The following is a 25305-nucleotide window of genomic DNA, read 5'->3' on the forward strand; positions in this document are numbered from 1 at the left end:
TTTTTGCCTTGTCTTGCCTGCCTCGCCTACGTTTTTCAACGGCCTGTTAGCCGCAACGCGGTGCCGCCGTTGATTCATGGCCGGCGTCCAGGGGTTCCTCGCAGCCTGTGCCGCCATCGCGGCGCGGGCTGACGAACACCATGCCGAGGTAGCGTAGCGCCAAGGCAAAGGCAACGATCCAGGCCAGGCCGCTGGCGCCCAGCAGCGCCTGGTAGGGCCAGCCCGGCAGGCTGGCGCCCAGGCGCAGCAGCGCGCCGAGCACCAGCAGCACGGCGCTGATCGGCACCCAGGGGCGTGGGTCAAGCGCCTCGCCGCTGTGGGTGCGCCCGGCGATGGCGATCACGGCGAAAATCGACAGTCCAAGACCGCCAATGGTCAGCAGATGCCGCCCGGCACTCAGCGGGAACGTCTGCCACAGCAGTGACACACCGAGCGCCGCGTAGCCCAGCGCCATCAGCCAATAGACCAGATACAGTGATAACACCCAGCGATTGAACAGCGCGCGGCCGACGTGCCAGTCGTTGAGCACGTTGAACAGCGCGGCGGTGCAGGCCAGCGCCAGCCAGCCGCCGACCTGTGCGCCCGGCAGAAAAAACTCGGCCAGGGTGTACAGCGCGATGCAGAAAATCGCCAGGTTACGGCGCGGCGGCAGGGCGCGATAGACGATGGCCTCGACGTGCGGTCGTCGCAGTTGCCAGTCCTCCAGGCTGTCGTTGACCATGCGCATGGAGATGCGGCTCAGGGCAATCAGCACCAGGGCCACCAGGGCGCCGATACCGGCATGCAGCCAGCGCATCGGGTCGAGGCCGCGCAGCAGGTCGGCGTAAAAGCCCAGGCAAACAAGGGCCAGGCTCAACAGCCCGGCGGCGAAGGCCCATTGGCGACGGCTCGGATCGCTGAACAGTCGGGACGCCAAGAGGCTCGGCAAGGCCACGGCCAGGCCGATATTGCACAGCGCCGCCGGCCAGGGGCCGATCATGCCGCTTAGCCAGAAGCTGGCGCGGGCCAGCAACCACAGCACCAGTATCCAGAAGTACAGCGGCCGCGCGACTACCGGCGTGCGGGTGAATTCCGGCACGGCAGTGAACACAAAGCCGGCCACGGCGGCGAGGCCGAAGCCGAACAGCAGTTCATGGGCATGCCAGACCAACGGACCGCCTGCCACGGCCGGCAGCGGCCAGAGGCTTTTGAGATAGCCCAGCCAGAGCGTCAGTAATAAGACGGCGCTGACCAGAGTGGCGAGAAAAAACGGGCGAAAGGCGCAGAGCAGCCAGGGGGCGCCTTGCCAGCCGGCGGGGATGGTGAGTTTCAGCATCGGCTCGGGCTCCGTTTAGGCGCATCCGTGTTGTCCTCGGTCAGGGCTGAAAGGCGCGTGCCGGGGCGGGTTTCGGCGTGCGCGCGCGGCGTCGGCAGGCCGAAGCTTTCGCGCACCACCGGTTGTTGCAGCAGCTGGGCAGTGGTCTGGTAGACCCAGGCGTCGTCGCGGTGCGCGCGTGCCTGGTGCAGGGCGAAGCGGCCGACGATGCGACCCGGTTCGGCGGCCATCAGCAGGATGCGGTCGGACAGGAGCACGGCTTCCATCAGGTCGTGGGTGATCATCAGCACGGCGATGCCGCGTTCGGCCTGCAACGCCTGGAGCAGGGCATAGAGTTCGGTTTTCAGGCCGATGTCCAGCGCCGAGAAGGGCTCGTCGAGCAACAGCAGATCAGGCTGCGGCAGCAACGCACGGGCCAGGGCCACGCGGCTCTGCATGCCGCCGGAGAGCTGGCGCGGGAATTTGTCCAGATCTTCGCGCGTCAGGCCCAGGCGCACGGCCAGTTCGACGGCCTGTGCGTGGCGCTGCGCATGGGGCATGCCCCGCGCTTTGAGACTCAGGGCGATGTTGTCCAGGGCAGTTTTCCAGGGCAGCAGGCGCGGCTGCTGAAACAGGGTGGCAGGGTTGGTGAAGTCGCTGGCGAGGTCGCCGTCCTGCAGGTTGAGCAGGCCGTTGCACAGGTGCAGCAGGGTGGACTTGCCGCAGCCGGATGGGCCGACCAGGGCGCAGACCTCGCCGGCCTCGAGGCTGAAGGAAATGTCCGCCAGCACCTGGGTGCGCACGAAACTGTGCTCCAAATGGCTGACCGTAAGCCGGGGTGTGTTCATCGGGGATTCTCCCGCCAGCGCTCGACTTCGCGCTTGAGCGGCTCCAGCAGCAAGTATTCGAGGGCCAGCAACAGACCGACCACGGCGCTGATCCAGGCCAGGGTGCCGGCGCTGTCCAGGTGCGAGCGGGTAATCGCCAGGGCGGCGCCGACGCCGTCCTGGCTGGCCAGCAGTTCGGCCATGATGACGATCTTCCAGGACATGCCCAGCGCCGAGATCCAGGCCGGGAACAGGTAGGAAAATACGTGGGGCAGGTACAGATCGAGCAGCATCATGCGCGGCGGCAGGTGCAGGGTGCGGGCCATTTCGCGCAGCTGGCCATCCAGGGTGCGGGCGCCTTGCAGGGCGCCGATGAACACCACCGGGAAGGCGGCGACAAACACGGTAAAAACCGGCGTGCCGTCGCTGGGGCCGAACCAGAGCATGGCCAGCACCAGCCAGGCGATCGGCGGCATGCCGAGTAGCACAGTGACCAGCGGGCGTGACATCATCGAGGCAGTCATCGAAACGCCTGCTGCCAGCCCCAGGGCGCTGCCGACCAAGAGCGCCAGCAGCAGACCACTCAGGGCGCGGCGGCCGGTGATCGCCAGCTCTTGCACGGCGCTGCCGTCTTGCCAGAAACGACGAAGAGCGGCGAACGCTTCCAGCGGCTGGGCGAGCACCAGCGAGCCGTAATGCTCGGCGGCCAGTTGCCAGGCCGCGAACAGCAGCAACAGGCTGGCGACCGCGCCCCAGCCGCTCCACAGGTAGGCCGGCCAGTCGCGCAGCACAATACGCAGCAGTTTCATGGCAGGGCGTCCGTATCCAGATAGAAACCGTCATCCGGCAGCTTGCCGCCGAGCAGCGCGGGATTTTTCGCCAGCAACTGCTCGAAGAGAAACTCCACCTCCGCACGCGCCTCGGTCGCTGGAACCGCCTGCATCTGGCTGACCGCCATGGCGTCGGCCACCGCCTCAGGCAGCAATGCCGGCAGGTGCTTGACCACCATCCGACCGCAGTTTTCAGCGTGGGCCTGGCACCAGGCCAGCGAATGGGCATAGGCGCTGGCGATGCGGCGGGCCAGTTCGGAATCGTTGCGTGACGCGCCCACCAGCGCGATGCCCGCCTGGGCAATGCGGGGTGCGCGCTGGAAGCTGAGGCCCCAGGCCTGCTGGATATCCAGGCTGCGGTGCAGGTCGGGAGCGACCACGCTGAGCGGGAAGGAGCCGCTCTTGCGCAGGGCCATGGACACGGCCGGTTCGGCCAGCAGGGCGTGGTCGACGCGGCGCATCAGCAACAGTTGCATGGCGTCCATCGGACTGGCGACGTAGCGCAGCTTCAGGTCCTGGCGAACGTTCAACCCGGCGCGTTCGGCGAGCAGGCCGAACAGCACATCGGGCATGTCGCCCCGAAACGGCATTGCGATTTCCTTGCCACGAAAATCCTCGATCCGGAGCAGTTCCGGCTCGCGGGACACCATCCACAGCAGGCCCCAAGTAGAGACATTCAGGAGGCCTACCGGAGCGCCTCGGTTGTACAGGTTGGCGGCGACGTTGACCGGCATGGCCAACACGTCGGCCTGGCCATTGAGTGCCATCAGGCGTAGCTGATCCGGGTCGCGCCAGCTGACGAACTCGACGGTCTCGGCCAGGTCGTTGAGCGCGCCGGATTCGACCATGTGGATCAGCGGGTTGGACACTGCCGACAGCGGTCCGGCCAGCAGCAGCCGGGCCGGTTTGTCTGCCAGCGCTGGGCCGCCGATCAGCAGCAGGGCGGCGCACAGCAGGCTCAGGGTGCGTTTCATCAAAAGCTCCCGCTCAGGGCCAGTACGGCGCCGCGCCCTGGCATCGCCAGTTCCTGGCCGCTGATCCCGTCAGCAAGGTGTTCGTGGTAGCGCTTGTTCAGCAGGTTGTTCAGACGCAGGTCGAGACGGGCCGTGTCGAGCACGCCGAGACTGCCAACGCCGTAGCCCAACCGGGCATCGACCACGACATAACCGGACGTGGTGTCTTCGCTGCCTCCGGAGAACTGACGGGCGATACGGTCCTGCTCGGTCACCGCGCGCAGGCCGGTGTGCCAGGACAGGCCGCGTTCGGCCGGTTGTCCGATGCCCAGACGCAGTTCATGGGCTGGCATCTGGTACAGGGGTTCGTCGTACTGCTTGTTCTCGCCGCGCAGCCAGGTGAAGCCGGCATCCAGCATGAAGGCGCCCAACGGCAGGTCGAGGTTGCCTTCCAGGCCGTAAATCGCCACTTCGTCGACGTTCTCGGTGCGCTTGACCGGCAGGCCCTGTTGCATCTGGCCGGTGACCACCCGGCCGGCGATGTAGTCGTCGATACGGGTATGGAACGCCGCCAATTGGTAGCCGAGGCGGCCGTCGCGGCCCTTGAGGCCAATTTCCAGGCTGGTGGATCGCTCCGGATCCAGTTGCGGGTTGCCGATGTGGTAGTAGCCGTCGCCTCGAGCGGCGTCTTCGAAGCGCTCGCGCATGTCCGGTGAGCGATAGGCCTGGCCGAAGTTGGCGTAGGCGTTGAGGGCGGCGGTCAGCGGCTGTACCACGCCCAGCGACCAGGACAGGTTATTGTCGCTGCTCTTGAGGTCGGTGGTTTGCGCGGCGGGACCGCTGCCTTTCTGCGCGGCGTCGCCTTCGACCCGGTCGTAGCGCAGACCGGCGGTGAACTGGGTTAGGCCGAGGCTGAATTCATCCTGCACAAACAGGCCGGCTGAGGTCATCTCGCCGTCCTCGAACGGGTTGTTGAGCATGCGCACCCCGGTGGGCGACATATAGCGCTCGGGGTCGGCGGTCATTTCCCACCCCTCGACGCCCAGCGTCAGCTGGTGGTTGTCGCCCAGCGGCGCAAGCCAGGTACTGCGCAGGCCGTGGGTGACGAAGCTGACATCGTTCTCCACATAGTTGCGCTGCTGGCGCGAGGAGTAGGCGCGAATCTGACGGAACACCTCCTGGCGGTAGATCTCGCTGGACAAGGTGCCGGCGCCGAGCGGCGCGTCCAGGCTGAGGCTATAAAGCTCGCGGCTCTGTTCCGGCGAGTGCATGGTGATCTCGCCCAACAACGGGGCTTGGGCCGGCGGCGCGGACTTGCGCGAGGCGGGATACCAGACGTCGCGGTCGTCATGGCGTTGGGCATTGAAGCGCAGTACGTAATCGTCTGCGATCTTCTGCTGGTACTTGAATAGCAGGCTGTTGGAGCGGTAGCCGGTGTTGTTCTCGTCGCCGTCGGGGCTTTCGTAGTCGCCGACGTCGCTGCCGGCGGCACCCACCAGCAGGCCATGGCTCGGCCCGGAATCGTTGAGCAGCAGTGCGCCGCTCAAGGCGTTGTCCACCGTGCCGGCACTGAGACCGAACCTGCCGCCCTGCTGGCGCTGTGCGCTGAAACGTGCCTCGGGCGTCAGGACGTTGACCACACCGCCCATGGCGCCGCTGCCGTAAAGCACCGAACTCGGTCCCTTGAGCACTTCGACCCGCTCCACCAGGCCCAGGTCGGTGAACGAGGCCAGGGCACCTTGAGGCTGGGCGGAATTGACCCGCACGCCGTCGACCAGCAGTACCACGCTTTCCTTTTTCAGGCCGCGCAGGACTGGATTCTGTCCCCAGGCGCCATCGCTCTGCACTGCCAAGCCGGGCTCGCCGCGCAGCAGGCTGCCGAGCGGCTCGCTGCTGGCCGGCGGCGGTTGCAGTACTTCAACCGCTTGCGGGGTGTCGAGGCTGTCGCTGGCATAACCGCGAGCGGTGACCACGGTGGTGTCGAGAGTGAGCGACTCGGCGATGGCTGGCAGGCTGATCAGGCCCAGACAGGCCAGCGCCAGGCGCGAAGATTGGAACGTCATGAAAGGCGGCTCCCAGGCAGAGGTCGTTGGCAGACCTGTTTGGAGCCGATGTTAGTTAATCGCTAATCATTCTCGTTTGATTAGAGTCAAGTTCACAGAATTGACTGCATGCCTTTCGTGGCGACGTGGGTATCAGGGGTAGCCGAGGACCGTCTTGAATTGTTGAAGATGGGCGGCGATCCAGCGCGGGTCGATGGGCCCCCAGTCGCGGATGACATAGTGCCCGGCATTGTTGCGCTCGCCCTCCTGTTGGACGAATACGCAGTCGATGTCCAGTTCGGTCAGGGCTTCCAGGGTGTCCTGGGCGGTGCGTCGGGGCATGCCGGTGGCTGTCATCAGCGCTGGCACGTTGCTGGCCGTGCCGCTGTCGATCAGCCAGGCCACGTACAGGCGGCGGTAGAAACTGGTTTTGGTTTTGCTGACTTCCATGGAGTTTCCGTGTCCGGTGATAGGGCGGGTGAGGAGTGGCGTGGCGGGTGGACAAAGATAGCGTTTTTGTCCACCGAGGCCGCATAAACGTGCTGGTCAGCCCAGCAACAAGGCGTCATCGCTGAGTTTTTCGCCGCGCACTTTCTCGAACATCGCCAGCAGGTCGGGCACGTCCATGCCACGACGCTCGTCCCCGGATACATCGAGCACCACCTGGCCCTGGTGCAGCATCACCGTGCGGTCGCCCACATCCAGCGCCTGGCGCATGCTGTGGGTGACCATCATGGTGGTCAGCTGGTTTTCCGCCACGATACGCGCGGTGAGCTGCAGGACGAAGTCCGCGGTGCGCGGGTCGAGGGCGGCGGTGTGTTCGTCGAGCAGCAGGATACGCGACGGCTGCAGGGCGGCCATCAACAGGCTGACTGCCTGGCGCTGGCCGCCGGACAGCAAGCCGATGCGGTCGGACAGGCGATTTTCCAGGCCCAGGCCGAGGGTCGCCAGACGCTCGCGAAAACCGTCGCGCATCGACGCCTTGACCGCCCGGCCAAGCCCGCGACGCTGGCCGCGCAGTTGCGCCAGGGCGAGGTTTTCCTCGATGGTCAGGTCCTCGCAGGTACCCGCCATGGGGTCTTGAAATACCCGCGCGACGCGGTTGGCGCGCTCCCACACCGGCATGCGCGTGACATCCAGTTCATCGATACAGATCTGCCCGCCGTCCACCGGCTGATCACCGGAGATGGCATTGAGGAACGTGGATTTACCGGCGCCGTTGGAGCCGATCACGGTGACGAACTGGCCGGTCGGAATCTCCAGCGACAGGCCGCGCAGGGCGCGGGTCTCGATCGGGGTGCCGGGATTGAAGGTAAGGGTCAGGTTTTTGGCGCTGAGCATTTTCAGGCTCCCTTGCGGCGGGTCAGGCGTTTTTTCAGCAGCGGGATCACCAGGGCGACGGTGACCAGCACGGCGGTGACCAGGTTCAGGTCCTGGGCCTGCAGGCCGATGAAGTCGCTGTTCAAGGCCAGCGCGATGAAGAAGCGGTAGACGATGGCGCCGAGTATCACCGCCAGGGTGGTGAGGATCAGCCGTCGCGACGGCAGGATGCTTTCGCCGACGATCACCGCAGCCAGGCCGATGACGATGGTGCCGATGCCCATGGAAATGTCCGCGCCGCCCTGGGTCTGGGCGAACAGCGAACCGGCCAGCGCCACCAGCGCGTTGGAGATGGCCATGCCGAGAATCACCATGGCGCCGGTGTTGACGCCCTGGGCGCGGGCCATGCGCGGGTTGGAGCCGGTGGCGCGGATCGCCAGGCCCTGGCGGGTGGCGAAATAGCCGTCCAGCGCCAACTTGGCGGCGATCACGATCAACACCAGCAGCGCCGGGCGGGCGATGTAGTCGACCAGCCATTCGGGCTGGAGCAGGGTGAACAGGGTCGGCTCGGTGATCAGCGGGATATTCGGCCGGCCCATGATGCGCAGGTTGATCGAGTAGAGGGCAATCATCATCAGGATGCTGGCCAGCAGGTCCATGATCTTCAGGTGCACGTTGAGCACGGCGGTCATCACCCCGGCCAGGGCGCCGGCGGCGGTGGCGATCAGCGTGGCGCTGAAGGGGTCCATGCCGTTGGCGATGAGCACGGCGCAGACGGCGCCACCCAGCGGAAAGCTGCCGTCGACGGTCAGGTCGGGAAAGCGCAACAGGCGAAAGGAAATGAACACCCCAAGGGCCACGAGGCTGAAGATCAGACCGATCTCCAGGGCGCCGAACAAGGAAAACAGGGACATGGGTGAACCAATCGAATAAGGGAACGCTGCGGACGCCACGGGGCGTCCGCCGGCGGACGGGTTACTGGATGACTTCGGCGGCGGCGTCGAGCAGCGCCTGGGACAGGGTCACGCCTTGCTTCTGCGCAGCGGCCTGATTGACGAACAGCTGCAGGTTCTGGCTGGTCTCGGGGGTGATGTCGCCAGGCTTTTCGCCTTCGAGGATACGCACCACGATGCGGCCGGTTTGCACGCCGAGGTCGCGGTAATTGACGCCGATGGCGGCAATGGCGCCGCGCTTGACGCTGTCGGTGTCCGAGGCGATCAGCGGGATGCGCGCATCATTGCCGACCTTGACCAGCGACTCGTAGGCCGAGACCACGTTGTTGTCGGTGCTGGTGTAGATGGCATCGACCTTGCCCACCAGGCTGCGGGCGGCGGAGCCGACATCCACCGAGCGCGGTGCGGCGGCTTCGACCAGGGTCATGCCGAGGCTGGGCAGCAGTTCCTTTAGTTGCTTAACCACCACGACCGAGTTGGCCTCGCCGGGGTTGTAAACCATGCCGATGCGGGTGGCGTCGGGGACGATCTGCTTGACCAGCTCCATCTGCTTGTCCAGGGCCAGCAGGTCGGAGACGCCGGTCACGTTGGTGCCGGAGGCTTCCCAGCTTTTCACCAGTTGCGCCTCGACCGGGTCGGTGACGGCGGAGAACGCCAAGGGTATCCGCTTGCTGCCGGCCACCACGGCCTGGGCGGAGGGCGTGCCGATGGCGACGATGACGTCCGGTTGATCGCCAATGAACTTGCGAGCGATCTGCGCGGCGGTGCCGGTGTTGCCCTGGGCACTCTGGTACTGCCACTTCAGGTTTTTACCGCTTTCGTAACCGGCCTGGGCCAGGGCATCGCGCACCCCGTCACGCACCGCGTCGAGTGCGGGGTGTTCGACGATGGCGGTAACCGCCACGGATTTCTGCTCGGCGGCGACGCTGGCCAAGGGGGCGGCCATGGTCAGGGTCAGGGCAGCGAGAGGCAGCCATTTCTTCCTGGCGAACTGCAGCATCGATAATCTCCTAAAGGCGACGGGTGTTGTTCTTGTTGTGCCTGCCTGGCATCAAAAGGCCAAGCATCGCATCGTTTGTGTGACAGGTCAGCAGTTTATGTGGCTGGTCTGGGCCCGGCTAGGCGCGCTCACGCCGACGGGCACACAAACTGGCGATGTGCTGACGCGGCTCAGCACATCGGGTTATTTCTGCGGATTGCCAAGGCGATCCTGAGCGGTCAACCAGCGCAGCATGCCCTGCGCCGCCGCGCGGCCGGTGGCGAAGCAGGCGGTGAGCAGGTAGCCGCCGGTGGGAGCTTCCCAGTCGAGCATCTCACCGGCACAAAACACGCCGGGCAGCTGGCGCAGCATCAGGTTGTCATCCAGTGCGGCGAAGGGCACGCCGCCGGCACTGCTGATGGCTTCGTCCAGAGGGCGTGTGCGCACCAGCCGGATCGGCAGCGCCTTGATGGCAGTCGCCAGCGCAGTGGGATCGGCGAATGCATCTGGGTTGGCCAGTTCACGCAGCAACCCCGCCTTGACGCCGTCCAGGCGCAGCTGGCGGTGCAGGTGCTTGGCCATGGACTGGCTGCCGCGCGGCTTGGCCAGTGCGCTGGCAATTTTTTCGGCCGACTGCGCGGGAAGCAGGTCAAGTGTCACGACGGCTTCACCTTGCTGCTCGATCTGGCGGCGGATGTCGGCGGACAGGGCATACACCAGGCTGCCTTCAATACCGGTGGCGGTGAGGACGAATTCCCCCAGGCGGGGTGCTTGGCCGGGCTGTGTCAGGGTCACGTTCTTCAGCGGCGCGCCGGCGAACTTGTCGCGCAGCAGCGCGCTCCAGGCATCCACTTCAAAACCGCAGTTGCTGGGTGTGAGCGGGGCGATGGCAACACCCTGTTGCTGCAACAAAGGCACCCAGGCACCGTCCGAGCCGAGGCGCGCCCAACTGCCGCCGCCCAGGGCCAGCAGCAAGGCACGTGGTTCGATAGGTTGTTCGCCACTTGGCGTGTCGATGCGCAGGCGTCCCGCCTCATCCCAGCCGCGCCAGCGGCTGCGGGTGTGCAGGATCACGCCTGCCGCGCGCAGGCGCTTGAGCCAGGCGCGCAGCAGCGGGGCGGCCTTCATGTCGGTGGGGAACACGCGGCCCGAACTGCCAACAAAGGTGTCGATACCCAGGCCGTGAATCCAGGCGCACAGGGCGTCGGCGTCGAAGGCTTCGAGAGCGGGCTGCAACGCTGGCTGCGCTTCACGATAGCGGGACAGGAATGCCGGTTGCGGCTCCGAGTGGGTGATATTCATGCCGCCGACGCCGGCCAGCAGAAACTTGCGGCCCAGCGAGGGCATGGCGTCGAACAGTTCGACCGGCAGGCCGGCCTGGCTGAGGACTTCGGCGGCCATCAGACCAGCGGGACCGCCGCCAATGACCACAACGGGAGAGAGCACGTGCGACATGTAAGAGCGAGCCGGTGAAAAACCGGCATTTTAGCCATAGGGAGAGCTGTTGTGTGTGTTCACCGGCTCGCGGATGGCCACCCATGGGTTGACCATTCAGCGAGACAGCCCGCCTCACGTCAGCAGCCCCCCGTGGCTCGGGCGCAGCGCACGGGCATAGCAGAACAGGAAGAGGGTACGGATCAGCTCCTTGAGCACGGCGGGTTCGCTGGAATTGAGCACGGTAGGGTCGAGTTCGCCTTGTTCGCGCAATTCCTCTAAGTCGCTGGCATCGAAGCGGGCACAGACAGCCCCGGTGCGGCAATCAACAATGTGCAGATAGGGTTGGGGACGGTCCAGCCAGGCGTCGATCAGATAAGTCATGTCGGGATCCTCCTATGAATGTCACATGAGAATAATTCCTATTAGCGTCTTTGCAAGTATTAATTGGCAAGTTTGCGTTGCATCTGGTTTTGGGCTGTTTGTCACCTTGCCGTCATCAGTACTGGTTAGCGTCGGCGCATCACCTCAAGGAGCTCCGCTATGCATGCCGAACACCCCACTGATCTGGAACATCTGGCCGGGCTGACTCGCCGCCGCTTTATCGGCGCGGGTGCGCTGGCCGGCGCCGCGTTGTTTCTGGGCGGCGTTCCGTTCGTGCGCACGGCGCTGGCCGAAGGGCTGAAACCTGGCAGCACGCTGCTTGGTTTTGGCTCTATCGCCGCGTCCACTGCGGACGACATCAGCCTGCCGCCGGGTTACGTCGCCAAGATATTGATCAGTTGGGGTCAGCCGCTCAGCGACCAAGGTCCGGCGTTCCGCCATGACGGCGGCAACACGGCGGAAGAGCAGGCGTTGCAGTTCGGCGATAACAATGACGGCATGAGCTTTTTTTCATTCGCCGACGATGCAGACCGTGGGCTGATGGCGATTAACAACGAGTACGTCAATTACCGCTACCTGCTGGCCCACGGCGGTGACTTGCCGTTGTCGACTGAGGAGGTGCGCAAGGCGCAGGCGGCCGAAGGCGTGACGGTGATCGAAGTGCGGCATCGTGAAGGCCAGTGGCGGTTTGTGCCGGATTCGCCCTATAACCGGCGCATCCATGCCAACACGCCGATGGCTGTCAGCGGTCCGGCGGCCGGCCATGCTGAGCTGCGCACCGCCGCAGACCCAACCGGTCGCCGGGTGCTCGGTACATTCCAGAATTGCGCCAATGGCCAGACGCCCTGGGGCACTTACCTGACGTGCGAGGAAAACTTCACCGATGTGTTCGGCAGTAGTGATCCGGCGCTGGTGCTGAGCTCCGCACAGAAGCGCTACAGCGTCAGTCATGCCGGTGCCGATAACGACTGGCACAAATTCGATGCCCGCTTCGACCTGGCCACGAACCCCAACGAACTGAACCGGCATGGCTGGATCGTCGAAATCGATCCCTTCGACCCGCAATCAACGCCAATCAAGCGCACCGCGCTGGGGCGCTTCAAGCACGAGAATGCGGCGTTGACCACCAGCCGCGATGGCCGTGTGGTGTTGTACATGGGCGACGACGAGCGTGGCGAGTTCATCTACAAGTTCATCAGCCGCGACCGTCTGGATCGCGACAACCTCAAGGCCAACCGTGCCCTGCTTGATCACGGCACGCTCTATGTGGCGCGCTTCGATGACGGCGATGGCAATCCGGATACCCCCCGAGGGCGCGGCCAATGGCTGGCGCTGGTGCACGGCGAAAACGGCCTGACCGCCGCGAATGGCTTTGCCGATCAGGCCGCGGTGCTGATCCAAGCTCGCGCGGCGGCCAGCCAGTTGGGCGCCACACGGATGGATCGGCCGGAATGGATTACTGTCAGCCCGCAGGATGGTCAGGTGTATTGCACCCTGACCAACAACAGCAGGCGTGGTGACAACGGCCAGCCAGAGGGCGGTCCGAATCCGCGTGCCAATAACCTGTATGGACAGATTCTGCGCTGGCGCGAAGCCGGTGACGATGCCGCCGCCGACACGTTCGGCTGGGATCTTTTCATCATTGCCGGCAACCCCGTGGTGCATGCGGGTACGGCCAATGCCGGCTCGCCCAGCATCAATGCCGAGAATATGTTCAACAGCCCGGATGGGGTGTGTTTCGACGCCGGCGGCCGGCTCTGGGTGCAGACCGATGGCAAGTACAGCAACAGCGGCGACTATGCCGGCATGGGCAACAACCAAATGCTCTGCGCCGATCCGGTTACTGGCGAGATTCGTCGTTTCATGGTCGGCCCGGTGGGTTGCGAGGTCACCGGTGTGGCCTTCGCGCCGGATCAGCGAGCGATGTTCGTCGGTATTCAGCATCCGGGCGAGGCGGGCGGCTCGACCTTTCCTGATCGTCAGGCGGGTGGCCGGCCGCGTTCATCGGTGGTGGTTATCAGCCGTGAGGATGGTGGTGTAATCGGCGCTTGAGTCACCCGACAGTGCAGGTAAGGGCGCTCCCGGATTTTGATCGATCAATGCATCCAGAAGTTGGGGTGCTGCTCGATGGCTTCGTTGTGAGGGGTATTGATGCTGGCTTTTTTGAACAGAGTAAGGAGCTTTTTCACGGGCTGATTCCCTTGGTTGTTGTGGAAAGCACACAGCATCCAGGAAACCCAGCGGGACGGACATTTGATAAGGGCTATCGAAGCGATTGAGCCGCATGCCTTGGCTGGCACGGCGTTGGCGAGGTACTGGGTGCAGGCTGCTAATCGGTCAGCCTGCGGTTAGCCAGTGCTGTGCTTAGAACGTGCGCGCAACCGAGGCGCGACTCAGTTCGATCAGCGCGTCGCGGTATTCGGACTCAGGCAGTGCATCCAGGCAGGCGATGGCGCGTTCAGCATAATCGCGTGCCAGTTGCGCGGTGTACTCCAGTGCTCCAGACGCTTCCACGGCGTCCCGGATGCGCTCAAGATCTTCGATGCCACCTTTCTGAATAGCCTGGCGCACCAAGGCGGCCTGCTCGGCGGTGCCTTCGCGCATGGTGTAGATCAGCGGCAGGGTTGGTTTGCCTTCGGCCAGGTCGTCGCCGACGTTCTTGCCCAGCGTGTCCGCGTCGCCCTTGTAATCCAGCAGGTCATCGACCAGCTGGAAGGCGATACCCAGCGCATCGCCGAACTGGCGTAGCGCTTCACAGTGCTCGGCTGGCGCTTCGGCCAGGGCCGCCGCGCTGTGAGTAGAGGCTTCGAAGAGCATCGCGGTCTTGCCGCGGATCACTTCCATATAGGTTTCTTCGGTGGTGCTGGCGTCGCGAATTTTCGAGAGCTGCAGCACTTCGCCTTCGGCAATCACCCGGGTGGCCTGGGAAATGATGTTCATCACCGGCATCGAGGCCAGTTCGACCATCATTTCGAAGGAGCGGGCATAGAGGAAATCGCCCACCAGTACGCTCGGTGCGTTACCCCAGCGTGCGTTGGCCGTGGAACGGCCGCGGCGCATGTCGGACTTGTCGACGACATCGTCATGCAGCAGGGTCGAGGTGTGCAGGAATTCAATAATGGCGGCCAGCAGGCGCAGCTTGTCGTCGGAATAGCCGACGGCTTTGCCGCCGAGCAGAACCAGCAAGGGACGCAGGCGCTTGCCACCGGCGGAGATGATGTAGTCGCCGATCTTTTCTACCAGGGGGACGTGCGAAGTGAGTCGCTTGCGAATGATCTCGTCAACGGCGGTAAAATCATCCGCCACCACACGGTAAAAAGCTTGGGATTGCACGGTGTCTATCACTCCTCGGGAATGCGCGGCATGCTAGGGGGCGGGTTTGGCACTGTCAAGGCGAGACACCGTGGCGCTTGCGCGGCCTGGGCGGCTTGCGTACAATCGCGCACCCTGAACTTTACTGGGCATTTCCCTGCCTTACGCAATTGCTTGGGCGACCCTTCGACCCCAAGCAGCCATGCCAGCCACTTCTTCCTTTTATAAAGCGCTGGGTGAGCAGGATTAACGGAGATATTTCCATGTACGCTGTAATTGTTACCGGTGGCAAGCAATACAAGGTCGCCCAAGGTGAATTCCTCAAGGTCGAGAAGCTGGAAGTCGCCGCTGGCGAATCCATCACGTTCGATCGCGTTCTGCTGGTTGGCAATGGCGACGACGTAAAAATCGGCGCACCGGTTGTTGACGGCGCCAAGGTCGTTGCCGAGGTGGTTTCCCAAGGTCGTCACGACAAAGTGACCATCATCAAGTTCCGCCGCCGCAAGCACCACATGAAGCGTCAGGGCCACCGTCAGTGGTTCACTGAAATCAAGATCACTGGCATCCAGGCTTAATCCCTTTAGGAGGATTTGACTCATGGCACACAAAAAAGCTGGCGGTTCTACCCGCAACGGTCGCGACTCAGAAAGTAAACGCCTTGGCGTGAAGCTGTACGGCGGCCAGGTCATCAAGGCAGGCAACATCATCGTGCGTCAGCGCGGCACCCAGTTCCACGCCGGTTACGGCGTTGGCATCGGCAAGGATCACACCCTGTTCGCGAAAGTGGACGGCGTGGTCAAGTTCGAAGTCAAGGGCGCCTTCGGTCGTCGCTACGTGAGCGTTGTCGCCGCCTAAGCGCGACACTGCTGAAAAAGCCCTGTCCATGCGACGGGGCTTTTTTGTTTCTGTATCCTAGGCGTATCCAGCCCAGGCTGATTCTCTTGTTTCAACTGCCCGCCCCAGGGCGGGAGGCGTTCATGAAATTCGTCGATGAAGTATCGATTTCTGTAAAAGCCGGTGACGGTGGTAATGGCATGATGAGCTTTCGTCGCGAAAAGTTCATCGAGAAGGGCGGTCCCAACGGCGGTGACGGTGGCGATGGCGGTTCCGTATACATCGAGGCTGTGGATAACTTCAACACCCTGGTGGACTACCGCTACACCCGTCGTTTCAATGCCCAGAATGGCGCCAAGGGTGGCAGCGCCGACTGCACCGGGGCCAAGGGCGAAGACCTGATCCTGCCGGTGCCGATTGGTACCACCGTGATCGACGCTGGGACCCAGGAGGTCATCGGTGATCTGGTCAAGGCTGGGCAGCGCCTACTGGTCGCTCAAGGCGGCTGGCATGGTCTGGGCAACACCCGCTTCAAATCCAGTACCAACCGCGCGCCGCGACAGACAACGCCGGGCAAGCCGGGTGAAGCGCGCGACCTCAAGCTGGAATTGAAGGTGCTGGCCGATGTCGGTCTGCTGGGCTTGCCCAATGCCGGCAAGAGCACATTCATCCGCTCGGTGTCCGCGGCCAAGCCGAAGGTGGCCGATTATCCTTTTACTACCTTGATCCCAAACCTGGGTGTGGTCAGCATCGCTCGCTACAAGAGCTTTGTGGTTGCCGACATCCCCGGGCTCATCGAGGGCGCGGCCGAAGGCGCCGGGCTGGGTATACGCTTCCTCAAGCACCTGGCGCGGACCCGTCTGCTGCTGCATCTGGTGGACATGGCGCCGCTGGATGAAAGCGATCCGGCGGATGCGGCGGAAGTCATCCTCAACGAGTTGGGCAAGTTCAGCCCGGCCCTGCTGGAGCGCGACCGTTGGCTGATCCTGAACAAGGCCGACCAGATGCTTGAGGAGGAGCGCGAGGAGTGCAAGCGCCGCGTGATCGAGCGCCTGGACTGGAAAGGGCCGGTGTATGTCATCTCGGCGATGGAGCGTGAAGGCACCGAGGAGCTCAGCCAGGACATCATGCGTTACCTGGATGAGCGTGCCCTGCGCATTGCCGAAGAGCCGACCTATGGCGAGGCGCTCGTGGAGTTGGATCAGCGCATCGAGGACGAGGCGCGGGCGCGCTTGCAGGAACTGGATGACCAGCGTGCCTTGCGTCGCGCCGGCCTTAGAAGTGTCGATGATGTCAGTGATGACGATTTTGATGATTACGAGGACGATGAAGACGGTCCGGAAATCATTTACGTCAGGGAGTGACGTTTGCCACGGCGCCGCTTTTCAGCGGCGTCGTGCTGAGTGATGGCAACGAATTACAACAAGACGTGCGCCTGCAGGGCGCTTCTCGGCTCAGGGCTGGATGACTATGCGGAACAAGGTGACAGGCGCGCGGCGCTGGGTAGTGAAAATCGGTAGCGCCTTGCTGACCGCGGATGGCAAGGGATTGGACCGCGCTGCCATGGATATCTGGGTGGCGCAAATGGTCGCGCTGCGCGAGGCGGGTGTGGAGCTGGTGCTGGTGTCCTCCGGCGCGGTGGCGGCGGGTATGGATCGCCTTGGCTGGCAGGAGCGTCCCAAAGCCATGCATGAACTGCAGGCGGCTGCCGCCATTGGTCAGATGCGTCTGGTGCGGGCGTGGGAAAGCAGCTTCGCCGAGCATGGCCTGCAAACTGCGCAAGTGCTGGTGACCCACGATGACCTGTCCGACCGCAAGCGTTACCTGAATGCCCGGAGCACCTTGCGCACCCTGGTGAGCCTGAACGTAATCCCGGTGATCAATGAAAACGACACCGTTGTGACCGATGAGATTCGTTTCGGTGACAACGACACCCTGGCGGCGTTGGTAGCCAACCTGGTGGAAGCCGATCTGCTGGTGATTCTCACTGATCGTGACGGCATGTTTGACGCTGATCCGCGTAACAACCCCAATGCCCAGTTGATCTACGAAGCACGTGCCGACGATCCGGCGCTGGACGCCGTGGCGGGTGGCAGTGCGGGTGCGTTGGGGCGCGGCGGTATGCAGACCAAGCTGCGTGCGGCGCGTCTGGCCGCGCGTTCCGGTGCCTATACGGTGATCATTGGTGGGCGCATCGAGCGCGTGCTAGATCGACTCAAGGTGGGCGAGCGCCTGGGCACATTGCTGTCCCCAGAGCAAAGTCGCCGCGCCGCTCGCAAGCAATGGTTGGCTGGGCATCTGCAGATGCGCGGCACGCTGGTGCTGGATGCCGGGGCGGTGAAGGCTCTGCGCGAAGGCCATAGAAGTTTGTTGCCGGTGGGCGTAAAGGCGGTAGCTGGCAGCTTTCGTCGCGGCGAGATGGTGGTGTGCGTCTCTCCTGAAGGTGAAGAGGTCGCGCGCGGGCTGGCCAACTACAGTGCGGTGGAGACGCAAAAGATTTGCGGCCATCCTACCGACGATATTGAGAAACTGCTGGGCTATGTCGACGGCCCGGAATTGATCCATCGTGACAACATGATTGTGCTTTGAGGGCCTGCCGATGCGCGCGCGTGCACTGTTCCTGCTCCTGCTGGCTGCGCCCTTGGCGCTGGCCGAAGAGATTGGCGAGGTCTCCACGGTCTTCAAGTGGTTCGGCCCGAATGACCGGATTGTGGTCGAGGCGTTCGACGACCCCAAGGTGGAGGGCGTGACCTGCTATCTGTCGCGTGCCAAGACCGGTGGCGTCAGTGGTGGGTTGGGGTTGGCGGAGGATCGCGCCGAGGCCTCCATCGCCTGCCGGCAAGTGGGCGAGATCCGCTTGAAGGGTGAGCTCAAGGATGGCGAAGAAGTGTTCAAGGAGCGCACGTCCTTGGTGTTCAAGACCATGCAGGTGGTGCGGTTTTTAGATAAGAAGCGCAACACGCTGGTGTACTTGGTTTACAGCGATCGGATTATCGAGGGCAGTCCCCAGAATGCGGTGACGGCGATCCCGATCAGGGCGTGGTAAGGCAGATGGTGGGGTGATCGATGCGTTCTGATTCGCCCTGGCGCTACTTTATCGCAGACAACAAAAAAACCGGCCATTGGCCGGTTTTTTGTGGAACGTATCACTTAGGCGGCGGGCTGAGCCAGTGCCTTGATGTGACCGTTCAGGCGGCTCTTGTGACGAGCGGCCTTGTTCTTGTGGATGATGCCCTTGTCGGCCATGCGGTCGATGACCGGTACGGCAGCAGTGTAGGCTGCTTGGGCTTTTTCCAGGTCCTTGGCCTCGAGAGCCTTGACCACGTTCTTGATGTAGGTGCGCACCATCGAACGCAGGCTGGCATTGTGGCTGCGACGCTTCTCAGCCTGTTTGGCGCGTTTTTTGGCGGAAGGGCTGTTGGCCACCGTCGAACTCCTCGAAAACTGGGGGATGCAAATAAATAAGGCCGCGAATGATGCCGTCGGGTTGTCTGCTTGTCAAGCACACCCACGGCAGCGGCCGATGGGAGGACGGGTGTCAAAAGCGATGCAGGGAAGTTATCCCAAGGCCCGGGTTTGCCGCTAAACTCGGCGGCTTTCCAACCCTAAGGGCCAAGGCCGGCACGATAACAGGCCGCTGGCCGCTTGTGCAGTCCGGATCGCAATTTTTCATGAATCTACTCAAATCCCTGGCAGCGGTCAGCTCGATCACCATGATCTCCCGCGTGTTGGGTTTTGTGCGCGACACCATCATTGCGCGCATCTTTGGTGCCGGGGTGGCTTCCGATGCCTTTTTTGTGGCCTTCAAGCTGCCCAACCTGCTGCGCCGTATTTTCGCTGAAGGGGCCTTTTCCCAAGCTTTCGTGCCGATTCTCGCCGAGTACAAGCAACAGCAGGGTGAAGAAGCCGCACGTACCTTCGTGGCCTATGTCTCGGGGATGCTCACCCTGGTGCTGGCGGTGGTCAGCTTGCTGGGTGTGCTGGCCGCGCCTTGGATCGTCTGGGTCACCGCGCCGGGTTTTGCCGATGAGGCCGACCGCTTCGAGCTGACCAGCGACCTGTTACGGATCACCTTTCCCTACATCCTGCTGATTTCCCTGTCGTCTCTGGCCGGGGCGATCCTCAATACCTGGAACCGTTTTGCCGTGCCGGCCTTCGTGCCGACCCTGCTCAATTTGTGCATGATCGGTTTCGCCTTGTTCCTGACCCCGTACTTCGATCCGCCGATCATGGTACTGGGCTGGGCGGTATTGGCCGGCGGCCTGGCGCAGCTGCTCTATCAACTGCCGCATTTGAAAAAAATCGGCATGCTGGTGTTGCCGCGGCTGAACCTGCGCGACAGCGGCGTGTGGCGGGTGATGAAGCTGATGGGCCCGGCCATCCTCGGCGTCTCGGTGGCGCAGATATCGCTGATCATCAACACCGTGTTCGCCTCCTTCCTGGTGGCCGGCTCGGTGTCCTGGATGTATTACGCCGACCGCTTGATGGAGCTGCCCTCGGGCGTGCTGGGCGTGGCGTTGGGCACGATCCTGCTGCCCTCTCTGTCGAAAAGCGTCGCCAGCCAGAATTCTGAGGAATATTCGCGCCTGCTGGATTGGGGGCTGCGCCTGTGCTTCCTACTGGTGCTGCCCTGCGCCCTGGCGCTAGCGTTGCTTGCTGAGCCGCTCACCGTGTCGTTGTTCCAGTACGGCCAGTTCAGTGGCCACGATGCGCAGATGACCCAGCGGGCCTTGATGGCGTATTCGGTCGGCTTGTTGGGGCTGATCCTGATCAAGGTGCTGGCTCCCGGTTTCTATGCCCGGCAGAACATCAGAACGCCGGTGCGCATCGCCATGTTTACCCTGGCCATGACCCAGGTGATGAACGTGCTGTTCGTGTTCGTCATCCCGCTGGCCCATGCCGGCCTGGCCCTGGCCATTGGACTGGCGGCCTGCCTGAATGCCGGCTTGTTGTACTGGCGGCTGCGCGCTCACGACTTGTTCCAGCCACAGCCCGGCTGGGGTCGTTTTCTGGCCAAGCTCGTGCTGGCGGTGCTGGCCATGGTTGCGGTGTTGCTTGGTGTGATGCAAGTCATGCCGGCCTGGGACCAGGGCGGCATGCTGTTGCGCTTCGCCCGTTTGGGGGTATTGGTGGGCGCTGGGGTGATGGCCTATTTCGGCATGCTGGCGGTGCTGGGCTTTCGTGTGCGGGACTTCGCGCGCCGGGCGATTTGACGGCGCTGTCTGCATTTACAGGGGCAGGCTGGCCGCCTCGCTGCCAAGTGTCGTTTAACGTGTGTGCCTTGCCGCTATCCCGTGGCCTACCCGCCATCCGCCGCTGTGCGTATAATCGGCCACTTTTCAATCAAGACGTCCGCTATGCAGCTGGTTCGAGGCCTACACAATCTGCGGCCCCAGCATCGGGGCTGTGTCGCCACTATTGGCAATTTCGACGGCGTGCACCGTGGCCATCAGGCAATCCTGAAGCGGCTGCGCGAGCGCGCGGCTGAGCTGTGCCTGCCCACCTGCGTGGTGATCTTCGAGCCCCAGCCGCGCGAGTTCTTCACCCCGGACAAGGCGCCGGCGCGCTTGGCACGCTTGCGCGACAAGCTCGAGCTGCTGGCCGCCGAAGGTGTGGACCGGGTGCTGTGCCTGGCCTTCAACCGGCGCCTGCGTGAGCTCAGTGCCAGCGATTTCGTCCAGCAGGTGCTGGTCGACGGGCTTGGCGTCAAACACCTGGAAGTGGGCGACGATTTTCGCTTCGGCTGCGACCGCGCCGGCGACTTCGCCTTCCTGCAGCGGGCGGGGCAGCGCGATGGCTTCAGCGTCGAATCCGCCGAGACCATCGAGCTGGATGGCGAACGCATCAGCAGTACCCGCGTGCGCGAAGCGCTGGCCAGCGGCGATTTCGCCTTGGCCGAACGGTTGCTGGGTCGGCCGTACAGCATTGCCGGGCGGGTGATGCATGGCCAGAAACTCGGTCGCCAGCTGGGTGCACCAACCGCCAATGTGCAGCTCAAGCGCAGTCGCATACCGCTGCAGGGCGTTTATCTGGTCAGTGCGCTGATCCAGGAACAGCGCGTGCCCGGGGTGGCCAACATTGGCATGCGCCCCACCGTGCAGGGCGACGGCCGCGCCCATCTGGAAGTCCATCTGCTCGATTACGCAGGTGACCTGTATGGTCAGCGCATCAGCGTGGCCTTTCACCATAAGTTGCGCGAGGAGCTGCGCTTTTCCTCGCTGGAAGATTTGAAAACGGCGATCGACGCCGATATCGCCGCCGCCCGAGCCTATTGGCTGGGTCAACCGCATCCCTAACGAGCCTGAATGACGATGACCGACTACAAAGCGACCCTGAACCTGCCGGAAACGGCGTTTCCGATGAAGGCCGGCCTGCCGCAGCGCGAGCCGGAAACCCTGGCGCGCTGGCAGAGCATTGACCTCTACCAGAAGCTGCGCGAGCAGGGTAAAGGGCGTCCGCAGTTCATTCTTCACGATGGCCCGCCGTATGCCAACGGCAGCATTCACATCGGCCATGCGGTGAACAAGGTCATCAAGGACATGATCGTGCGCTCGCGCACCCTGGCCGGCTTCGATGCGCCCTACGTGCCGGGTTGGGACTGCCATGGTCTGCCGATCGAGCACAAGGTCGAGACCACCTTCGGCAAGAATCAGCCGGCCGACCAGACCCGCGAGCGTTGCCGCGTTTACGCAGCCCAGCAGATCGAAGGGCAGAAGGCCGACTTCGTACGCCTCGGCGTGCTGGGCGACTGGGACAACCCGTACAAGACCATGGAATATTCCAACGAGGCCGGCGAAATCCGCGCCTTGGCGAAAATGGTCGAAGGCGGTTTCGTGTTCAAGGGCCTCAAGCCGGTGAACTGGTGTTTTGATTGCGGTTCGGCGCTGGCCGAGGCGGAAGTCGAATACCAGGACAAGAAGTCCGATGCCATCGACGTCGCCTTCGCCGTTGAAGATGCCGACCAGTTGGCCGCTGCTTTTGGTCAGGCGCACCTGGCCAAGCCGGCCAGCATTGTCATCTGGACCACCACGCCCTGGACCATTCCGGCCAACCAGGCGCTCAACGTCCATCCCGACTTCATCTATGCCCTGGTCGACACCGGCGACACGCTGCTGGTGCTGGCCGAAGAGCTGGTCGAGTCCAGCCTGCAACGCTATGGCCTGCAGGGCGAAATCATTGCCCGTTGCGAAGGCCGCGCGCTGGAAAATATCCGTTTCCGCCACCCGTTCTACGAGCGTTTCTCGCCGGTCTACCTGGCCGAGTACGTGGAGACCGGAGCCGGTACCGGCATCGTTCACTCGTCCCCAGCCTATGGCGAGGACGACTTCCGCACCTGCAAGCACTACGGCATGGAGAGCGACGACATCCTCAGCCCGGTGCAGAGCAATGGCGTCTACGTTGCGGACCTGCCGTTCTTCGGCGGCCAGTTCATCTGGAAGGCCAACCCGGCCATCGTCGAGAAGCTGCGTGAAGTCGGTGCGCTGCTCAAACATGAGAGCATCAACCACAGCTACATGCACTGCTGGCGCCACAAGACGCCGCTGATCTATCGCGCTACCGCGCAGTGGTTCGTCGGCATGGATAAGGTTGTGGCCGACGGCAGCAGCTTGCGCGCCCGCGCTCTGGACGCCATCGAAAACACCCAGTTCGTCCCGGCCTGGGGCCAGGCGCGCCTGCACGGCATGATCGCCGGTCGCCCGGACTGGTGCATCTCGCGCCAACGCAACTGGGGCGTGCCGATCCCGTTCTTCCTGCACAAGGAAAGCGGCGAGCTGCACCCGCGCACCGTCGAGCTGATGGAGCAGGTCGCCCAGCGCGTCGAGCAGGAAGGTATCGAAGCCTGGTTCAAGTTGGACGCCGCCGAGCTGCTCGGTGACGAAGCCGCACAGTACGAGAAGATCAACGATACCCTCGACGTCTGGTTCGACTCCGGCACCACCCACTGGCACGTGATGCGCGGCTCGCACCCCATGGGCCACGGAGAAGGCCCGCGCGCCGACCTGTACCTGGAAGGCTCCGACCAGCACCGTGGCTGGTTCCATTCCTCATTGCTGACCGCTTGTGCCATCGACGGCCACGCGCCGTACCGTGGTCTGCTTACCCATGGTTTCGTGGTCGACGAAAACGGCCGCAAGATGTCCAAGTCGATGGGCAACGTGGTGGCCCCGCAGGAAGTCAACGACAGCCTGGGCGCCGACATCCTGCGCCTGTGGGTCTCGTCGACCGACTATTCGGGCGAGATGGCCGTTTCCAAGGTCATCCTGCAGCGCACCGCCGACGCCTACCGGCGCATCCGCAACACCACGCGCTTCCTGCTTTCCAACCTGAACGGTTTCGACCCGGCCAAGGACCTGCTGCCGGCCGAGCAGATGCTCGATCTGGATCGCTGGGCGTTGGATGCAGCAGCGCGGCTGCAGACTGAAATCACCGAAGCCTACGACGAGTACCGCTTCTGGAACGTCTACCACAAGGTGCACAACTTCTGCGTGCAGGAGCTGGGCGGTTTCTACCTGGACATCATCAAGGACCGCCAGTACACCACTCAGGCCGACAGCATCGCCCGTCGCTCCTGCCAGACCGCGCTGTTCCACATCGCCGAGGCGCTGGTGCGCTGGATCGCGCCGATCCTGGCCTTCACCGCCGATGAGATCTGGCAGTTCCTGCCGGGCGAGCGCAACGAGTCGGTGATGCTCAACACGTGGTACGACCAACTGCCATTGCTGCCGGAAGGCGTTGCCCTGGACCGTGCCTACTGGGAGCAGATCCAGGCGGTCAAAGGCGCAGTCAACAAGGAACTGGAAGGCATGCGCGCGGCCAAGGCCATCGGCGGTAGCCTGCAGGCCGAAGTGACCCTGTATGGCGAGGAGTCTCTGCAAGCGGCGCTGGGCAAGCTGGGCAACGAACTGCGTTTCGCCCTGATTACCTCTACCGCCTCGCTGGCGCCGCTGACGGACGCCCCGGCCGATGCCGTGGCGACCGAGGTGCCGGGCCTGAAGCTGAAGATCGTTAAGTCGGCCCACGCCAAGTGCGCACGCTGCTGGCACCACCGCGAGGACGTCGGCAACCATGCCGAGCATCCGGAGCTGTGCGACCGCTGCGTGGAAAATATCGAAGGCGCTGGCGAGACCCGACACTATGCATAATCCGTCGATCCTGCCCCTGCGAGGCTTCGGCCTGCCGGCTGTTGGTGTGCTGGTAGAGGGCGACCGATGACCGCGCGCTTCGGCAAGCTGACCTGGTTGTGGCTCAGTGCACTGGTGTTCGTCCTCGATCAGGCGACCAAGTACTACTTCGAAGGCAGCCTGAACCTGTACCAACAAATCGTGATCATTCCCGATTACTTCAGCTGGACGCTGGCCTACAACACCGGTGCAGCCTTCAGCTTCCTGGCCGGTGAATCCGGCTGGCAGCGCTGGCTGTTCGCGCTGATCGCCATTGTGGTCAGCATCGTGCTGGTGATCTGGCTCAAACGCCTGAAACCCAACGAAACCTGGCTGGCGGTCGCGCTGGCCCTGGTGCTGGGCGGTGCGTTGGGCAACCTGCTGGACCGTATCCTGTTCGGCCACGTGATCGACTTCATCCTCGTTCACTGGCAGAACCGCTGGTATTTCCCAGCCTTCAACCTGGCCGACAGTGCCATTACCGTTGGCGCCATCATGCTGGCGCTGGACATGTTCAATTCCAAGCAGTCCGGAGACTCCCATGACTGACGTACGTATCGGCCCGGACAAGGAAGTCACCCTGCACTTCGCCATCAAGCTGGAAAGCGGCGATGTAGTGGACAGCAACTTCGACAAAAAGCCGGCCACCTTTAAATTCGGCGACGGTAACCTGCTGCCCGGCTTCGAATTGGCCCTGCAGGGCCTCAAGGCCGGTGACAAGCGCAGCTTGCGCATCGAGCCGGAGCACGGCTTTGGCCCGTCCAACCCGCAGAACCTGCAGGTGATGCCGCGCAGCCAGTTTGAGGGCATGGAGCTCGCTGAAGGCCTGATGGTGATCTTCCAGGATGCTGCCAAAGCCGAACTGCCCGGCGTGGTCAGCACCTTCGACGACCATCAGGTGACCATTGATTTCAACCACCCGCTGGCCGGCAAGACGCTGACCTTCGACGTGGAAATCATCGACGTGAAGGCGGCCTGACAC

Annotated in this window: 24 protein-coding genes; 11 read left to right on the plus strand and 13 right to left on the minus strand. The window is 63.5% G+C overall.

Annotated elements, in window-relative coordinates:
- Positions 1–46 precede the first annotated feature (46 nt).
- The 11 genes from H9642_RS10780 to H9642_RS10830 all read right to left on the minus strand — a co-directional run bounded on the left by H9642_RS10780 (position 47) and on the right by H9642_RS10830 (position 11016).
- Positions 47–1315 carry an NnrS family protein gene (locus H9642_RS10780; protein WP_251836450.1) on the minus strand — a complete coding sequence of 423 codons (1269 nt, stop codon included), beginning with the start codon at positions 1313–1315 and terminating at the stop codon, positions 47–49.
- Entirely contained in the window at positions 1309–2142 is an 834-nt protein-coding gene (locus tag H9642_RS10785; protein ID WP_251836451.1) for an ABC transporter ATP-binding protein, read from the minus strand. Before H9642_RS10785 ends, H9642_RS10780 begins: the two co-directional genes overlap by 7 nt.
- Positions 2139–2930, minus strand: a complete 792-nt coding sequence (locus tag H9642_RS10790) for an ABC transporter permease (RefSeq protein ID WP_251836452.1) — start codon at positions 2928–2930, stop codon at positions 2139–2141. The genes H9642_RS10785 and H9642_RS10790 overlap by 4 nt, the downstream gene beginning before the upstream one ends.
- The gene (locus H9642_RS10795) at positions 2927–3925 is read right to left on the minus strand and encodes an ABC transporter substrate-binding protein (RefSeq protein ID WP_251836453.1); all 999 of its coding nucleotides are present in this window, start codon (positions 3923–3925) and stop codon (positions 2927–2929) included. Before H9642_RS10795 ends, H9642_RS10790 begins: the two co-directional genes overlap by 4 nt.
- On the minus strand, positions 3925–5967 hold the full coding sequence (locus tag H9642_RS10800; protein WP_251836454.1) for a TonB-dependent receptor plug domain-containing protein: 2043 nt from the start codon (positions 5965–5967) through the stop codon (positions 3925–3927). Before H9642_RS10800 ends, H9642_RS10795 begins: the two co-directional genes overlap by 1 nt.
- A gap of 132 nt (positions 5968–6099) precedes the next feature.
- Positions 6100–6396, minus strand: coding sequence for a winged helix-turn-helix domain-containing protein (locus H9642_RS10805; protein ID WP_251836455.1), 297 nt, complete (start codon positions 6394–6396; stop codon positions 6100–6102).
- A gap of 96 nt (positions 6397–6492) precedes the next feature.
- The gene (locus H9642_RS10810) at positions 6493–7287 is read right to left on the minus strand and encodes an ABC transporter ATP-binding protein (RefSeq protein ID WP_251836456.1); all 795 of its coding nucleotides are present in this window, start codon (positions 7285–7287) and stop codon (positions 6493–6495) included.
- A 2-nt stretch (positions 7288–7289) separates the two neighbouring features.
- Positions 7290–8180, minus strand: a complete 891-nt coding sequence (locus H9642_RS10815) for an ABC transporter permease (RefSeq protein WP_251836457.1) — start codon at positions 8178–8180, stop codon at positions 7290–7292.
- 61 nt (positions 8181–8241) lie between these two features.
- Positions 8242–9219, minus strand: coding sequence for an ABC transporter substrate-binding protein (locus H9642_RS10820; protein ID WP_251836458.1), 978 nt, complete (start codon positions 9217–9219; stop codon positions 8242–8244).
- 183 nt (positions 9220–9402) lie between these two features.
- On the minus strand, positions 9403–10653 hold the full coding sequence (locus H9642_RS10825) for a TIGR03862 family flavoprotein (protein ID WP_251836459.1): 1251 nt from the start codon (positions 10651–10653) through the stop codon (positions 9403–9405).
- 114 nt (positions 10654–10767) lie between these two features.
- Positions 10768–11016: a hypothetical protein gene (locus H9642_RS10830; protein ID WP_251836460.1), complete on the minus strand. Its 249-nt coding sequence runs from the start codon at positions 11014–11016 to the stop codon at positions 10768–10770.
- Between the two features lie 159 nt (positions 11017–11175).
- On the opposite strand from H9642_RS10830, the gene H9642_RS10835 reads away from it, so the two are divergent.
- Positions 11176–13068, plus strand: a complete 1893-nt coding sequence (locus H9642_RS10835; protein ID WP_251836461.1) for a PhoX family protein — start codon at positions 11176–11178, stop codon at positions 13066–13068.
- Between the two features lie 312 nt (positions 13069–13380).
- Here the strand turns inward: H9642_RS10835 and H9642_RS10840 are convergent, their stop codons facing one another.
- The gene (locus H9642_RS10840; RefSeq protein WP_251836462.1) at positions 13381–14349 is read right to left on the minus strand and encodes a polyprenyl synthetase family protein; all 969 of its coding nucleotides are present in this window, start codon (positions 14347–14349) and stop codon (positions 13381–13383) included.
- A gap of 242 nt (positions 14350–14591) precedes the next feature.
- Here H9642_RS10840 and rplU point away from each other — a divergent pair, with 242 nt between their 5' ends.
- The 5 genes from rplU (at position 14592) to H9642_RS10865 (ending at position 18208) form a co-directional block, all read left to right on the plus strand.
- Complete coding sequence (rplU, locus tag H9642_RS10845) at positions 14592–14903, plus strand: 50S ribosomal protein L21 (RefSeq protein ID WP_251836463.1); 312 nt, start codon at positions 14592–14594, stop codon at positions 14901–14903.
- A 22-nt stretch (positions 14904–14925) separates the two neighbouring features.
- Positions 14926–15183, plus strand: coding sequence for a 50S ribosomal protein L27 (rpmA, locus tag H9642_RS10850; protein ID WP_251836464.1), 258 nt, complete (start codon positions 14926–14928; stop codon positions 15181–15183).
- A gap of 122 nt (positions 15184–15305) precedes the next feature.
- The gene (gene cgtA / locus H9642_RS10855; RefSeq protein ID WP_251836465.1) at positions 15306–16526 is read left to right on the plus strand and encodes an Obg family GTPase CgtA; all 1221 of its coding nucleotides are present in this window, start codon (positions 15306–15308) and stop codon (positions 16524–16526) included.
- A gap of 106 nt (positions 16527–16632) precedes the next feature.
- A complete protein-coding gene (gene proB / locus H9642_RS10860) occupies positions 16633–17751 on the plus strand; it encodes a glutamate 5-kinase (protein ID WP_251836466.1) in 1119 nt (372 codons plus the stop codon).
- 10 nt (positions 17752–17761) lie between these two features.
- Entirely contained in the window at positions 17762–18208 is a 447-nt protein-coding gene (locus H9642_RS10865; protein WP_251836467.1) for a CreA family protein, read from the plus strand.
- 104 nt (positions 18209–18312) lie between these two features.
- On the opposite strand, the gene rpsT is transcribed toward H9642_RS10865, so the two are convergent.
- Complete coding sequence (gene rpsT, locus H9642_RS10870) at positions 18313–18588, minus strand: 30S ribosomal protein S20 (RefSeq protein WP_251836468.1); 276 nt, start codon at positions 18586–18588, stop codon at positions 18313–18315.
- A gap of 245 nt (positions 18589–18833) precedes the next feature.
- Here rpsT and murJ point away from each other — a divergent pair, with 245 nt between their 5' ends.
- From murJ to H9642_RS10895, 5 genes are all read left to right on the plus strand, one after another.
- Positions 18834–20375, plus strand: coding sequence for a murein biosynthesis integral membrane protein MurJ (murJ, locus tag H9642_RS10875; protein ID WP_251836469.1), 1542 nt, complete (start codon positions 18834–18836; stop codon positions 20373–20375).
- Between the two features lie 144 nt (positions 20376–20519).
- Positions 20520–21458, plus strand: a complete 939-nt coding sequence (ribF, locus tag H9642_RS10880; RefSeq protein ID WP_251836470.1) for a bifunctional riboflavin kinase/FAD synthetase — start codon at positions 20520–20522, stop codon at positions 21456–21458.
- Positions 21459–21473: 15 nt separating this feature from the next.
- Positions 21474–24305 (plus strand): isoleucine--tRNA ligase, encoded by a 2832-nt coding sequence (gene ileS, locus H9642_RS10885; RefSeq protein WP_251836471.1) that lies wholly within the window; start codon positions 21474–21476, stop codon positions 24303–24305.
- Between the two features lie 66 nt (positions 24306–24371).
- Positions 24372–24872, plus strand: coding sequence for a signal peptidase II (lspA, locus tag H9642_RS10890; RefSeq protein WP_251836472.1), 501 nt, complete (start codon positions 24372–24374; stop codon positions 24870–24872).
- Positions 24865–25302, plus strand: a complete 438-nt coding sequence (locus H9642_RS10895; RefSeq protein WP_251836473.1) for an FKBP-type peptidyl-prolyl cis-trans isomerase — start codon at positions 24865–24867, stop codon at positions 25300–25302. The genes lspA and H9642_RS10895 overlap by 8 nt, the downstream gene beginning before the upstream one ends.
- The last annotated feature ends 3 nt before the right edge of the window (positions 25303–25305 follow it).

It is taken from the genome of Serpens gallinarum (genome assembly GCF_014836765.1).
GTDB classification, from domain to species: Bacteria; Pseudomonadota; Gammaproteobacteria; order Pseudomonadales; family Pseudomonadaceae; genus Serpens; species Serpens gallinarum.